The organism is Bradyrhizobium sp. 149 (genome assembly GCF_023073915.1).
Lineage (GTDB): Bacteria > Pseudomonadota > Alphaproteobacteria > Rhizobiales > Xanthobacteraceae > Bradyrhizobium.
Window position 1 is genome coordinate 35363 of the sequence record NZ_JADPKK010000013.1, and the last position, 13103, is coordinate 48465.

General features: G+C 64.8%; 11 protein-coding genes. 1 reads left to right on the forward strand and 10 read right to left on the reverse strand.

The window, feature by feature from the left end; all coding sequences use genetic code 11:
- Window positions 1-17 precede the first annotated feature (17 nt).
- The 9 genes from IVA88_RS05705 to hydA all read right to left on the reverse strand — a co-directional run bounded on the left by IVA88_RS05705 (window position 18) and on the right by hydA (window position 11718).
- Complete coding sequence (locus IVA88_RS05705) at window positions 18-1619, reverse strand: ABC transporter substrate-binding protein (RefSeq protein WP_247496309.1); 1602 nt, start codon at window positions 1617-1619, stop codon at window positions 18-20.
- Window positions 1620-1760: 141 nt separating this feature from the next.
- Window positions 1761-3431 carry an ABC transporter ATP-binding protein gene (locus IVA88_RS05710; RefSeq protein ID WP_247496310.1) on the reverse strand — a complete coding sequence of 557 codons (1671 nt, stop codon included), beginning with the start codon at window positions 3429-3431 and terminating at the stop codon, window positions 1761-1763.
- The gene (locus IVA88_RS05715; protein WP_247496311.1) at window positions 3428-4276 is read right to left on the reverse strand and encodes an ABC transporter permease; all 849 of its coding nucleotides are present in this window, start codon (window positions 4274-4276) and stop codon (window positions 3428-3430) included. The genes IVA88_RS05710 and IVA88_RS05715 overlap by 4 nt, the downstream gene beginning before the upstream one ends.
- Window positions 4273-5304 carry an ABC transporter permease gene (locus tag IVA88_RS05720; RefSeq protein WP_247496312.1) on the reverse strand — a complete coding sequence of 344 codons (1032 nt, stop codon included), beginning with the start codon at window positions 5302-5304 and terminating at the stop codon, window positions 4273-4275. Before IVA88_RS05720 ends, IVA88_RS05715 begins: the two co-directional genes overlap by 4 nt.
- Before the next feature lie 31 nt (window positions 5305-5335).
- On the reverse strand, window positions 5336-6955 hold the full coding sequence (locus IVA88_RS05725; protein WP_247496313.1) for an ABC transporter substrate-binding protein: 1620 nt from the start codon (window positions 6953-6955) through the stop codon (window positions 5336-5338).
- Window positions 6956-7073: 118 nt separating this feature from the next.
- Window positions 7074-8510 carry an NAD(P)/FAD-dependent oxidoreductase gene (locus tag IVA88_RS05730; RefSeq protein ID WP_247496314.1) on the reverse strand — a complete coding sequence of 479 codons (1437 nt, stop codon included), beginning with the start codon at window positions 8508-8510 and terminating at the stop codon, window positions 7074-7076.
- Window positions 8507-9256: an SDR family oxidoreductase gene (locus IVA88_RS05735; protein ID WP_247496315.1), complete on the reverse strand. Its 750-nt coding sequence runs from the start codon at window positions 9254-9256 to the stop codon at window positions 8507-8509. The genes IVA88_RS05730 and IVA88_RS05735 overlap by 4 nt, the downstream gene beginning before the upstream one ends.
- 1 nt (window position 9257) lies before the next feature.
- Window positions 9258-10232: an NAD(P)-dependent oxidoreductase gene (locus IVA88_RS05740; RefSeq protein ID WP_247496316.1), complete on the reverse strand. Its 975-nt coding sequence runs from the start codon at window positions 10230-10232 to the stop codon at window positions 9258-9260.
- 16 nt (window positions 10233-10248) lie between these two features.
- Complete coding sequence (gene hydA, locus IVA88_RS05745) at window positions 10249-11718, reverse strand: dihydropyrimidinase (RefSeq protein WP_247496317.1); 1470 nt, start codon at window positions 11716-11718, stop codon at window positions 10249-10251.
- 56 nt (window positions 11719-11774) lie between these two features.
- Here hydA and IVA88_RS05750 point away from each other — a divergent pair, with 56 nt between their 5' ends.
- Window positions 11775-12437: an aspartate/glutamate racemase family protein gene (locus IVA88_RS05750; RefSeq protein ID WP_247496318.1), complete on the forward strand. Its 663-nt coding sequence runs from the start codon at window positions 11775-11777 to the stop codon at window positions 12435-12437.
- Here IVA88_RS05750 and IVA88_RS05755 read toward each other — a convergent pair.
- On the reverse strand, window positions 12434-13102 hold the full coding sequence (locus tag IVA88_RS05755) for a flavin reductase family protein (RefSeq protein ID WP_247496319.1): 669 nt from the start codon (window positions 13100-13102) through the stop codon (window positions 12434-12436). The two genes, IVA88_RS05750 and IVA88_RS05755, sit on opposite strands and share 4 nt — an antisense overlap.
- Window position 13103: the final 1 nt, after the last annotated feature.

Here is a 13103-nt window from a genome sequence, read left to right on the forward strand (position 1 = left end):
CTGGCTTCAGCGCAGGGTCATGCGGATTTCGACACGCCCCAGAAGAACGGCAGCGGCCCTTTCGTGATGCCGGTGACGTTCTTGCGCCAGGCGGTGTAGCTGAGGAAGAACCCGGTCGGCGCGTAGACGACGTCCTCGAGCGCGACCTTGTTGAGGCGAGCGACCGCGGCCTTCTCCTCTTCGAGGCCCTTGGCCTCGAACCAGGACGTGACCTCCTTTTCGGTGCCGGGGCTGTTCGGCCAGCCGAACCAGGCCTTGTCGCCGTTGGCGCGAATGGCGGTGTAGGGCGCCGGATTGATGCAGTCCGAACCCGCATGCCAGGTGTGGAACATGTTCCAGCCACCCTGTCCGGGCGGCGTCTTCTGCGCTCGGCGCGAGCCGACCGTACCCCAATCGGTCGCGACGAAGTCGACATTCATGCCGAGCTTCTTCAGCAGATCCGCGGTCACATCGCCGAAGGCCTTGGTGATCGGCTGGTCCTGCGCCACCAGGCATGTCACGGGCTGGCCGGAATAACCGCTCTCGGCGAGCAGCTTCTTTGCAGCGTCGAGATCGCGCTTGCCCTTCAGGACCTCGCCGCCCGCTTCGGTGTAGAGCGGCGTGTCCGGTGTGAAGTAGCCGGGCAGCGGCTTCCACAGCGAATTGTCGTCGCCGACGAGCGCGCGCATATAGTCTTCCTGGCTCATGGCCATCAGCACCGCGCGCCGCGCCCGCACGTCGTTGAAGGGCGGATACAGGAAGTTCATGCGGAACGAACCGACATTGCCGAGCGGATCGCCGATATCGACGCTGATGTTCTTGTTCTTCTTCAGGACTGGGACGAGGTCCGCGATCGGGTTCTCCCACCAGTCGATCTCGCCGTTCTGCAACGCGGCCGCGGCGGTCGCCGGATCGGGCATCACGATCCATTCGACGCGGTCGATCAGCATCTGCTTGCCGCCGGCGAGCCACGACGCCTTCTCCTGCCGCGGCACATAGTCGGCGAACTTCTCGAACACGGCTTTCGCGCCGGGCACCCATTCGCCCTTGGCGAACTTCATCGGGCCTGAGCCGACATAATCACCGATCTGCTTGAACGGGTCGGTCTGCGCAATGCGTTCCGGCATGATGAAGGCGCAAGGCGAATTGTTCTTGCCAAGCGCGTAAAGCATTTTCGGGAACGGCTGCTTCAGCACCCATTTGAAGGTGCGGTCGTCGACGGCCGTGAGCTCCTGCTGGTTCGCCTTGAGCATCAGGCCCATGGGATCGCGCGCAGCCCAGCGGTTGAGGCTCGCAACCACGTCCTTGCTCAGCACCGGCTCGCCGTCGTGGAATTTGAGCCCCGACCGCAATTTGAATGTCCAAATGGTGCCATCGTCGGTCACTTCCTCGGACTCGACCATCTGCCGCTGCGGCTGGAGCGAGGAATCAACGCCGTAGAGCGTATCCCAAACCAGCGCGGCGGCATTGCGCACGACATATTGCGTGCCCCAGATCGGGTCGAAATTCGCAAGGTTCGCTTGCGGCACGAAGCGCAGGGTGCGCGCGGAGGCGCCTTGTGCGATCGCCGGCGCCGAGAGGCCGCTCAGTGCCAGACCGCCCGCGCCGGCCAGTCCCTTCAATACGGTCCTGCGATCCATGAAATCCTCCCAATAGTGCCGTGATGCCGGCCATCGTTGGCCAAGAACAGGTGAAACCAGAGCTCATTGGCGTGCAAATGGTATGCCACTAACCGGACCTTCGCCAGCGGGATCTCGTCGTCATCTTCGCCGGTTTGGACCTCAAAGAACGGTTGCCAGCATCGGTTTGGCCTCGATATGCGGGATCGCCTCGACCAATTTGCGCGTGTAGTCCGTCTTCGGATTATCGAACAGCGCCCGGCTCTCGCCCTGCTCCACGATGGCGCCATTGCGCAGCACGATGGTGCGGTCGCAGAGCATACGCACCACGTTGAGATCGTGGCTGACGAACAGCAGCGCGATGTCGTTCTCGCGCCTGAGGCGATCGAGCAGTTGCAGCACCACCGCCTGCACCGAGACGTCGAGCGCGGCGGTCGGTTCGTCCAGCACCAGAAGTCGCGGCCGGCACGCAATGGCGCGGGCAATCCCGACGCGGGCCTTCTGGCCGCCGGAGAGCTGATGCGGAAAGCGCGGCAACAGATCCAGCGGCAGCCCCACACGCTCGGCGCATTCCTCGACGCGCTGGCGCAGCGCGTCCCCCGCACGCATGCTATCCAGCCGCATCAAGGGATGGGCGATGCAGTCGAAGGCGGTGAAGCGCGGGTTGAGGCTCTCGTTCGGGTCCTGGAAGACCATCTGGATGTCTTTGCGGAAGCGCGAGCGGTGAAAGTCGCGCGACGCCACATGGCCGATCGACTGCCCGTCGAACACGATGTCGCCTTCGCTCGGATCGATCAGGCGGCAGATCATCCGCGACGTCGTGCTCTTGCCGGACCCGGATTCGCCGACGAGCCCGACGCTCTCGCCGCCGGCCATCGTCATGGAGAAGTCCGCCACCGCCGCGGCGCCCTGGTCGAAGCGTTTTGCGAGATTGCGCGCCTCCAGCAGCGGCGGAGTCCCATGGGCGGGCTCTTGCCTCGGCCTGTTGACAACCGCCGCGTAGCCTTCCCTCTCCTCTTCCGTCACGAGGTCTTCGATGCGGGACGTTGCCGTGGGCGATGCCGCGACTAGGCGCCTGGTATAGGCGTGCTGCGGCGCGCTGAAGAGCGTCCTCGGGCTCGCCTCCTCGACGATGCGGCCGCGCTCCATCACCGCGATACGGCCACAATATCGCGCCGCTAACCCGAGATCGTGCGTGATCAGGATCGTCGCCATGCCGCGGGCGGCGGCAATCTCCGCCAGCAGGTCCATCACCACCTTCTGCGTGGTGACGTCGAGCCCCGTCGTCGGCTCGTCGGCGATCAACAGCGCGGGATTGCAGGAAATCGCGATCGCGATCATGACGCGCTGGCACATGCCGCCCGAGAGCTCGTGCGGATAGGCGTTCATCCGCGTTTCAGGGTCTCGGATCTGAACGGCGCGCAACAGCTCCAGCGCCTCGGCGCGCGCGGCGTCTTTCGATATCCGCTTGTGAGTGAGGATTGCGTCCGCGATCTGCAGGCCGATCGCGCGGATCGGATTGAGCGCTGCCCGCGGGTTCTGGAAGATCATCGACATCGCGGCGCCCTGGAGGTGACGAAGGTCGTCACCCCTGAGCTTCGTCACATCCTGCCCGCGAAACAGGATCTTGCCGCCGGTGATGCGCCCGGCTGCGTCGAGCAGCCGCGTCGTGGCAAAGCCGGTGACCGATTTGCCGGAACCGCTCTCGCCGACGAGGCCGAGCATCTCGCCGGCCTTGACAGTGATCGTGACCCCGCGCACGGCCTCGACTATCCCGCGCCGCGTCGAGAACGAGACGTGGAGATCCTCGATCCCTAGGAGTTCCTCGCTCATGTGCGCATGCGCGGGTCGAGAATGTCCCGCATCCCGTCACCGAGAAGGTTGAAGCACAGCACGGCCATCATCAACGCGAGGCCGGGAAAGGCCACCAGCCACCACCGCCCGGTCGAGATGAAGCGCGCGCCTTCCGCGACCATGATGCCCCATTCCGGCGTCGGCGGCTTGACGCCAAGACCGATGAAGGACAGGCCGGCTGCGTTGAGAATAGCCCAGCCGAGATTGAGCGAGATCTGCACTGCCATCGCCGGCAGGATGTTCGGGAGCAGGAAGCGCAGCACCACCGAGAAATGGCTCTCGCCGCAGGCGCGCGCCGCCTCCACCCAGCCGACATTGCGCCGGACATTGACCTCGGCGCGCGCGAAACGGATGTAGAAGGGAAGATTGATGATCGCGGTCGCGATTACGATGTTCTCGATCCGGTTGCCGAGAGCCGCGACCATCGCCATCGCCAGCACGAACAGCGGAAAGGCCATCATGACGTCGACGAAGCGGCCGACCGCGCGGTCGAGCCTGCCGCCGGCATAGCCGCAGAAGGAGCCTACGACGGCGCCGATCACGAAGGAGATGCCGACCGCCGAGACCGCGATGGCAAGATCGAGCCGGGCCGCAACGACGAGGCGGCTGAACACGTCGCGCCCGAGCTGGTCCGTGCCAGCGAGATGCGCCGCGCTCGGCGGCTGTAGCGCCTCCGAGACATTGGAGACGACGGGATCATAGGGCACGAGCCACGGCCCGAAGATCGCGATCAGGACAAACAGCAGGACACCGGCCGCGGCGACACCGGTCAGCGGGTTGCCGCGCAAAATCCAGACCGAATGGCGGAGGGTTGCGCTGGTCATCCGATCGACACCCGGGGATCGGCGATGCCGTAGCAGATATCGACGACGAGATTGACCATCACGAAGATGCCAGCCATCAGCAGCACAAATCCCTGCACCGGCGCATAGTCGGACGACAGCAGAGCATCGAGCGCGTAGGAGGCGACGCCCGGCCAGGAGAACACCTTCTCCACCAGGACATTCGCACCAAGCATGGTCGAGAACACGATGCCGGCAATGGTGATGACAGGAAGGATCGCGTTGCGCAGCGCATAGGTAACGACGACCTTTTGCCAGGACAATCCGACCGAGCGCGCGGTGCGCACGAAATCGCTGCCGAGCGAGACCAGCATCGAAGCACGCGTGATCCGCGCCAGCGGCGCGATGACGAACAGAGCCATGCTCAGCGCCGGCAGGATCAACTGCTTGCAGGCCGTCCACCAGCCCTCGATGTCGCCCGCGAGCAGGAAATCGATCGACAGGAATCCGGTGCGCTGCGGCGGCAACGACGTAAAGACGTCGATCCGCCCGGTCGGGTCAGGCGCAAAACCGAGCAGATAGTAGAAGACATAGATCAACAAGAGGCCCGAGACGAAGGTCGGCACGCAGACACCGAGCGCGCAGAACAACCGCACGCCGTGATCGACCAGCGATCCCGGTCGCAGCGCCGCCACCACGCCGAGCGGCACCGCCGCGATCAGCGCGATCAGGAGCGCCGTGAAGGTGAGTTCGAGCGAGGCCGGCAGCCGTTCGCGAAGGTCCTTCAGGACCGGCTGGCCGGTCATCATGGAGCGGCCGAGATTGCCGCGGCCGATATCGGACAGATAGAACACGAGTTGCTCCGGCACGGACTTATCGAGCCCCATCTGCTTGCGGATCTGCTCGATCTCCTCCTTGCCGGCGTTGGGCCCCGAAGCGAAGAACACGGCGGGGTCTCCGGGCAGGACCCGCATCAGGAGAAAGGTGAAGACCAGCACACCGAACAGCGCCGGCAGCGACGACAGAAGCCGCCTGCCCGCCCGCGCCATTGTTGCACCAAGTCCGGTCATCACCTTTCAGAGCTCCTCGAATTTGCGGGTGTCATTTGCGACTGACGTCGCGGTAGTCGACCTGGCGGTGGAACTCGTAGGTATAGCCCTCGATCGACGACGCCATCACGGCGTCCTGGTTCGGCTGCCATAGCGGGATCTGCGGCATTTCGCTGAAATGGATCGCGTTGAGCTTGCGACCGGCCTCCTCATACTTGGCCTTGTCGGGCTCGAAGCGCGCTTCCTGCGCGATCGTAGCCAGTTCGGGATTGTTGATCGAGCTGTAATTCCAGCGCTGATTGCCGGTGTAGAAGTTGCGGTAGAAGTAATCGGTCGAGGGCAGCCAGGCGACGATGCCTTCAGTGAACAAGGGCAGCTTCTTCTCGTTGATCTGTGTCGACATCTGCGCATCCGGCAGCTTCTGGATGTCCACCTTGATCCCGATCTTGGCAAGCGATTCCTTCACGAGGGCGGCCATCGGCTCCGCGGTCGAGGCCTGGCCGACGTTGAAGCTGAAGGTGGTCGAAAAACCCTCGGAGAGTCCTGCGGCCTTCAGATACTCCCTCGCCTTGTCGAGATCGGTCTTCAGCGGCGCCTGGAACGGATAGATGCCGTTCAGCGGCTTGCCGTCCGGCCAATTCGCACCGAACAGCGGCGCGCCGCGACCGAACAGCGCCGCCTTGAACATGTCCTCGTAGGGCAGAGCGAAGGCAACCGCACGGCGGACGTTGACATTGTCGAACGGTGGGATCTGGTTGTTCATCGAGACGAAGGTGATCGAATTGTACTGCGGTGTCGAGATCACCTTGAGCTTGCCCTTGGCCTCCAGCGACTGCACGTCGCTGGCCTGGAGATCGACGACGAGATCGGCGTCGCCGCGCTCGACCAGATTGGCGCGGGTCGCGGGCTCAGGCACAGACTGCACGATCACGCGCTTGAAAAACGCCGGCTTGTCGGGCGAGCCACGGTTCCAGTCCTCGTTGCGCTTGACGATGACCTGCTCGCCGGGCTTGAAGCTCTCGATCACATAAGCACCGCTGCCGGCAGTGTGCTCCTTCAGCCAGGCGGTGGCCCAGGGATCCTCCGGGGTCGCATGCTCCTTGGCGACTTTCGAGTTGATGATCAGCGGGTAGACCGTGGCGAGATTCGGCAGCGCGAGCTTATCGGGTTTTGGCAGCGTCACTTCGATCGTGAGGGGATCGATCACCTTGAACTGGTCGGCGGACGTCAGTGATCCCGTCAGCAATTGTGCCTTGCCGAGGATCGGCGCGCTGACGCAGCGATCGAGCGACCATTTGACGTCCTCGGCGGTGACAGGCGAGCCGTCCTGGAACTTGGCATCCTTGCGCAGGCGGAACGTCAGCTTCAGTCCATCGGGGCTGACGTCGTAGGATTCAGCGAGCTCGCCGGTGATCTTGTCGAGATCGAACACCCATTTGCCGTTGAGCTGCTTGCGGCCGAACGCCACCAGCCGATCATATGTGCTCATGCTCAGCGCGAAGGACTCGCGCGTCGAACCGGGGATGTTGGGATCGAGCGTGTTGACGGATGCGCCGGTGACGTAGCGCAACGTCTCCGCTCTGGTTTGCGCCTGCGCAGGCGCGGCGGCGACCAGCAGAAGCGCAGCGGTGGCGAGCACGCAGGATGCCGGCCTGAAAGACACAAAACGCATTGGTTTTCCCCAAAATTTCGACTAGAACGCCAGCAAGGCAGGTCAAGAAAGAAGCAAGTCGCGCGCCAGTCACATGGTGCGCTCCTGCGGACGCTTCGTCGCGGCGGCGCATGGATAATCATCGTGATTCCCCCATATCTCGCTGCGGCCGCGTGACCACGGCCTGCGGCACGTCATAGGCGCAGAGCGAAGCCCAGTGCTGCGCGACATCGGCGCGGAACAGGCCGCGTGTCAGGCCATTGACCAGCTTCGGCACCGCGGTCGTCATTGCGTTGATCGAGGATCCAGACGGACCAAAGCTCATGGTGGAGGCGATGGCGAAGAGATGGATGTCAGCGATCCACGGCGTCTCGCCCGCGACACGTTCTGTGAAGGCGTAATCGTCGGCGAGATAGGGAAAGCGGCCGAGCCGCGCGTTGCGCTCGCTCTCCGGCGGCTGGTAGCGGTCGGCCCAGGTCGCGATATTGCCGGCAAACGCGCGCAGTTCGCCGCGCCCGGCAAAATTCATGTCGATGCCGGTGCCGCAGATGACGAAATCCGCAGTGATGGCGCCGCGCGGCGTCTGCAATTCGACGCCGCGATCGGTCTCGCGGGCCGCCTCGATCGGCGCGCCCTCGTGCAATTCGAAATTGGCGTGACGTGCGCAGCGATCGTAAGTTGGTTGCGGGAAGCCTTCGCGCATCTCGAGGATGGTGCGCATGAAGCGCCAGCGCCAGGCATCATCGAGATCGCTGAGATGCCGCAGGAAACCGCGGAAGGTCAGCCAGCGATAGGGCTGGATCACCTGGATCTGCGCCCGGCGACACAGCAGGTGCACTTCCGCCGCGCCCGCTTCCAGTGCGGTGGCCGCATTGTCGAAGGCCGACGCGCCGGCGCCGATCACGGCGACGCGCTTGCCGCGGAGGCGTTCGAAATCGATGTCCTCGGCGACAGTCACCACAGAGCTGGCCGGCAGATGGCGCAACGGCCCCGGGACTATCCAGCCGCCCATTCCCTCCTGCCCCGTCGCGAGCACGATCTTGCGCGCATGGAGCGTCTCGACGCCATCGCCACGTTTCACGCGTGCGGCCAGCAAACCTTCTGCCGCCGGCAGGATTTCCAGAAGCTCGCTCCCGTTGCGCACGGGCAAGTCGATCGTGCGCCGCAACCAGAGCAGATACTCGGCCCAGTGCCCGCGCGGAATCAGATCGAGTGTCTGCCAGCCCTCTTTGCCGAAGCGGGCTTCGTGCCAGGACTGATAGGTCAAGCTCGGGATATCGAGGTCCGGGCCGGTATAATCCTTCGGGCTGCGCAGCGTCGGCATGCGGGCATAGGTGAGCCAAGGGCCTTCCATCCCCTCCTCGGCCTTGTCCAGCAGCAGAATGTTGCCGACGCGGGAGCGCATCAGGCCGAAGCCGATGGCGATGCCAGATTGGCCGGCGCCGATCACGAGCACATCCAGCGCCGGCTTGCCATCCGGTCCCGTCTTCGGTTCGAGCCAGGCGGCACCGGGATGCGCGATCCGCGCGAGATCGGCGCGAACGTTCACTTCCAGCTCTGTCAGCGCATCACTCATGCCGCGAGCCAGCCTCCGTCGACCGCCATCACGGTGCCGGTCGTGAAGGACGACGCATCGCTGGCGAGATGCAGCGCCGTCTGCGCGATCTCCTCGGCCTCGCCGAACCGCTTCATGGCATGGCGATTGCGGGAGGCTTCGCGCACCTCGTCCGCATTGGCGTGACGGGCAAAGCTGCGGCGAAGCATCGGCGTGTCGATCGCACCGGGTGCAATCGCGTTGACGCGGATGCCGTCGGTCGCGAAATCCACCGCCATCGTCCGGGTCAGGCTGACGATCGCGCCCTTGGCGGCGATATAGGCGCTGTTGCCCTTGCCGCCGGCCAGGGCGAGCTGCGAGGCCAGCGTGATGATCGAACCGCTCTTCTGTCGCTGCATGTGCGGCACGGCGGCGCGCGCCCACAGCCAGGTGCCGCCGACATTGGTGCGGAACACCGCGTCCCAATCGGCGGGGTCCGTCGTCAGCACCGTGCCGCCGCAGGAAAAGCCTGCGGCCGTCATCAGGATATCGAGCCGGCCGTGCCGCGCGATCACCGCGCCGACAACGGTCTCTGCGAAAACGGCATCGCCGACATCGCCAACATGCGTCATCGCCTCGCCCACCAGGCCCAGCGTCTCCTGAAGCCCTGCGGCATCGCAATCGACCAGAGCGAGACGCGCGCCCTCGTCTGCAAACAGCTTTGCGCTGGCACGGCCGATGCCGGAAGCTGCTCCCGTGATGATGGCCGTGCGCCCCTGGAGCCGCATCTCAGATCCACTCCTTGTGCTGTGTCAACCAAGCGCTCATCGCGGCGGCGGACTCGGCGCTCCCGAACCGCGCGCGCCAGCCGAATTCATCCGCCATCCGCGTCACCGACAGCGGCGCGCGATAGCGCCCATGCAGCTTGATGGCGGTTTTCTCGCCGGGCGCCGCGAGGCGGCACTCCAGGCCCGGATGCAACGCCGCAAAGGCCTCGCCCCATTGCAGCGCTGGCCAAAGCCCTCCGCGGGAGATGTTGTAGAGCCCGTGGCGCGGCCGCTCGGCTTCGATCAGCAGTGCGACGGCCTCGGCCGCATCCGGCGCGTAGATCCAGTCCCTCATGCCCGCTTCAGGCATGATCGCCGGCTCGCCGCGCGCGAACGCGGCCCGAATTTGGTACTGGAGGCTTGGCGTGTCGCGTACGGAACTCGGTCGCTCCCACGGTCCGAACAGGGCGCTCAGCCGCACGCTCAGGAAATCGCCGCCAAAGAGCTCGGCATGGCGCGCGACAGATCGTTCAGATGTGAACTTGCTGATGGCGTAGAACGAGACCGGATCGCAAGGCGTGTCCTCGTCCAGAATCTCGACCCGCGCACCCGCGGCGCCGTAGGCCGATGCCGAGGAGAGATTGACGACGCGGCGCACGCCATGGCGGATCGCGGAGCGCAGGATCGGGATCTGCGCCATCACGTTGATCTCGAGAACGCGCGCGGGCGATGCCCTCTCCAGTTCATCACCGGCGGTGATCGCCGCGCCCAGCACGATCGCATCGACGCCCTCGGCGACGAGGGCATCGATGGCATCCGCATCGGTGATATCGCCCTGCACGGCCTTGAGCCGCGCGCCGTACTCGGCAAGAGACCGCCGCGCGGATGGCGGCAGTTCCGTGCGATCATACAGCGTCACCTCATGCCCGCGCGCGAGCAGCGCCTCCGCGAGATTGAGGCCGACAAAGCCCGTGCCGCCGAAGATGACGATCCTCATCGCGCGCGATCCACCCTCACAGCAGTTTTGCTCCAAAATTTCGCTCGGGATCCATGTCGGCGACGAGCCGGCCGGTGGGCTTCGCCGCCTCGCCGCCGCTGCGTGCGAGGAACTTGCCGCTGCCGGGGTTCGCGAGACACTTGTTGCCGTCGACGATGACGCGGCCGCGCGAGAGCACGGTGACCGGCCATCCCTTCAGCTTGCGGCCGGCAAACGGCGTGTAGCCGGTCAGATCGTGCATCATCTCATCGGCAATCTCGACCTCGCGTTCGGGATCCCAGATCGCGATATCGGCATCGGCGCCGACCGCGATCGAGCCCTTGCGCGGATGCAGATTGTAGATCTTCGCTGGCGCGGTCGCGGTCAGTTCGACGAACTTCTCCAGGCCGAGCCGCCCCTTCGACACCATCGCGTCGAACAGCAGCGGCAGCCGCAACTCCAGCCCCGGCAGGCCGTTGGCGACCTGCTTGAAGTTGGGATTGGGACCGGCGCGCAGCTTGCCGGTCTCATCGTAACGATAGGGCGCATGGTCCGACGAAATGGTCTGGAGATCGCCGAGCGACAGCGCCTGCCACAGCGCCTCCTGATCCGAATGCGTACGCGGCGGCGGGCTGCACATCCATTTGGCGCCTTCCGCGCCGGGCTTGTCGAGATCGGCTGCAGTCAGGAACAGGTACTGCGGACAGGTCTCGGCAAATACCTTCAGTCCCTGCCCGCGCGCGTCGCGAATGACCTTGGCCCCCTCGGCGGTGGAGACGTGGAAGATCATGATGGGCTGGTCGATCAGCGCCGCCATGCCGATCAGCCGGGTGAAGGCTTCCGCTTCAGACACACGGGCGTGGCTGACGGCGTGGTATTTCGGCATCGTGTAGCCGCGCGCGAGCAGCCGCTTCACCATCCAGGCAATGATGCCGTGATTCTCGGCATGGGCGCACAACATCGCGCCGGATTGGCGCGCGGCGAGGAGGATGTCCAGCAGCGGCTCGTCGTCCACCTTGAGCCGATCGTAGGTCATGAAGATCTTGATCGAGGCATGGCCCTGCTTCACCAGCGCTGGAATATGCTCCTCGACCGTTTCCTTGGTGGCATCAGCAATGATCATGTGAAAGGCGTAGTCGATCACGGCGCCCTTCTTTGCCAGCGCGTGATAATCCTCCACCACTTGCGGCAGCTTCATGCCGACATGCTGGGCGGCGAACGGAATCACCGTGGTGGTGCCGCCAAAAGCCGCGGATATGGTCGCGCTTTCAAAGGTGTCGGCGTTCATGATGCCGGCAGCGGACAGTTGCTCGATATGCGCATGACTGTCGACGCCGCCGGGCAGAACGAGCTTCCCGCGCGCGTCGATCTCGCGCTTCGCCGGCGGAAGCCCGCGACCGATAGCGGCGATGGTCTCGCCGGAGATGGCGACGTCCGCTTCAAAGACGTCGGTTGTCGTCGCAACGCGCCCACCGCGAATGATCAGGTCGTAAGCGGGTTCAGTCATAAGGCACTCCATGATAGGCTTTGGGCAAGTGATCGCAATTTTGCAGGAAGACCAGCATGTCCCGACCGCGCATTCTCGTCATCAACCCAAATTCCAACCCTGCTGTCACGCAGGGGCTGGAGGAGGCGCTGAAGCCGCTCGGTTTCGAGGGCGGGCCGGAACTGGTCTGCCAGACGCTGGCCGAAGGTCCGTTCGGCATTGAAAGCCAGGCCGATGTCGATAGCGTCGCGATGCCGCTGCGCCGGCTGGTCGAAGGCGACAACAGCTCGGCCGCCTTTGTCATCGCCTGCTACAGCGATCCCGGGCTTAAGGTCTGCCGCGAAGGCACCGATCGCCCCGTGTTCGGCATCGCCGAGTGCGGCGTGCTGACCGCACTGGCCCGCGCCGAAACCTTTGGCGTCATCGCGATCGCCCAACGCTCGATCCCGCGTCACATGCGCTATCTCAGGCAGATGGGACTGACCGAACGCCTCGCCGGCGAGCGGCCGCTCAACATGAGCGTCGCGGAAACCGCCTCGGGTGAAGGCACCCTGGCCAAAATGATCGACATCGGCCGCGCGCTGCGCGACGAGGACGGCGCCCGCGCCATTGTGATGGGCTGCGCCGGCATGGCGCGCCATCGCCGTCCCCTGGAAGACGCGCTCGGCATTGCCGTGATCGACCCGACACAGGCGGCCGTCACCATGGCGCTGGGTACGGTGCAGTTCTCTAATCACTAGGCGTCCTTCAGCTCTTTGGCATTCTGCCGCGCGAGCCACTGTGCGTGGTTCTCGCGCGAAAGCGCGAACGTATCCCGCTGCGTCGTATAGAGATTGCCGAACATGCGGCCGATCGGCCGGTAGGCGTCGAGGTCGACATACATGTTCGCCTCGTCGACGAGACCCTCGCGAGCGTGAACCCTGAGGACTTCGCCGACCAGCAGTTCGCGATCAGGCGAGAAGGTCAGCACGACGTGGCGCCGGCATTCGAGCGCGAAGGGGGCTGCAGCGAGGCGCGGCACCTTCACGTCGACCGACGCGAGCGTGGCGAGTCCCGTTGCCGCAACCTCGCTGTCACCGGAGGGAAAATCGACCGCGCAATCATTCATCACCGCCGACAGCGCCTCGTCCACCATGTGAACGACGAACTCCCCGTCACGATGGATGTTGCGGGTGGTGTCCTTCGGGCTGTGATCCGGCTTGTGCTGAAGCCCGAGCACGATCAGCGCCGGACTCTCCGAGAACACGTTGAAGAAGCTGAACGGCGCGGCGTTGACGGCCCCGTTCGCATCGAGCGTTGTCACCAGCGCGATCGGCCGTGGCACCACCACGCCGCAAAGCAGCTTGTAGCGATCGCGCGGATCGAGCTCGCGCAAAGAAATGCCCAATTTGCCCTTGTCCGGCATT

Bases quoted from the DNA above. Each gene is read 5' to 3' on its own strand.
- IVA88_RS05755 (WP_247496319.1), bottom strand. From the start codon at position 13,102: ATGCCGGACAAGGGCAAATTGGGCATTTCTTTGCGCGAGCTCGATCCG.
- hydA (WP_247496317.1), bottom strand. From the start codon at position 11,718: ATGACTGAACCCGCTTACGACCTGATCATTCGCGGTGGGCGCGTTGCG.
- IVA88_RS05705 (WP_247496309.1), bottom strand. From the start codon at position 1,619: ATGGATCGCAGGACCGTATTGAAGGGACTGGCCGGCGCGGGCGGTCTG.
- IVA88_RS05715 (WP_247496311.1), bottom strand. From the start codon at position 4,276: ATGACCAGCGCAACCCTCCGCCATTCGGTCTGGATTTTGCGCGGCAAC.
- IVA88_RS05710 (WP_247496310.1), bottom strand. From the start codon at position 3,431: ATGAGCGAGGAACTCCTAGGGATCGAGGATCTCCACGTCTCGTTCTCG.
- IVA88_RS05720 (WP_247496312.1), bottom strand. From the start codon at position 5,304: ATGACCGGACTTGGTGCAACAATGGCGCGGGCGGGCAGGCGGCTTCTG.
- IVA88_RS05750 (WP_247496318.1), top strand. From the start codon at position 11,775: ATGTCCCGACCGCGCATTCTCGTCATCAACCCAAATTCCAACCCTGCT.
- IVA88_RS05725 (WP_247496313.1), bottom strand. From the start codon at position 6,955: ATGCGTTTTGTGTCTTTCAGGCCGGCATCCTGCGTGCTCGCCACCGCT.
- IVA88_RS05740 (WP_247496316.1), bottom strand. From the start codon at position 10,232: ATGAGGATCGTCATCTTCGGCGGCACGGGCTTTGTCGGCCTCAATCTC.
- IVA88_RS05735 (WP_247496315.1), bottom strand. From the start codon at position 9,256: ATGCGGCTCCAGGGGCGCACGGCCATCATCACGGGAGCAGCTTCCGGC.
- IVA88_RS05730 (WP_247496314.1), bottom strand. From the start codon at position 8,510: ATGAGTGATGCGCTGACAGAGCTGGAAGTGAACGTTCGCGCCGATCTC.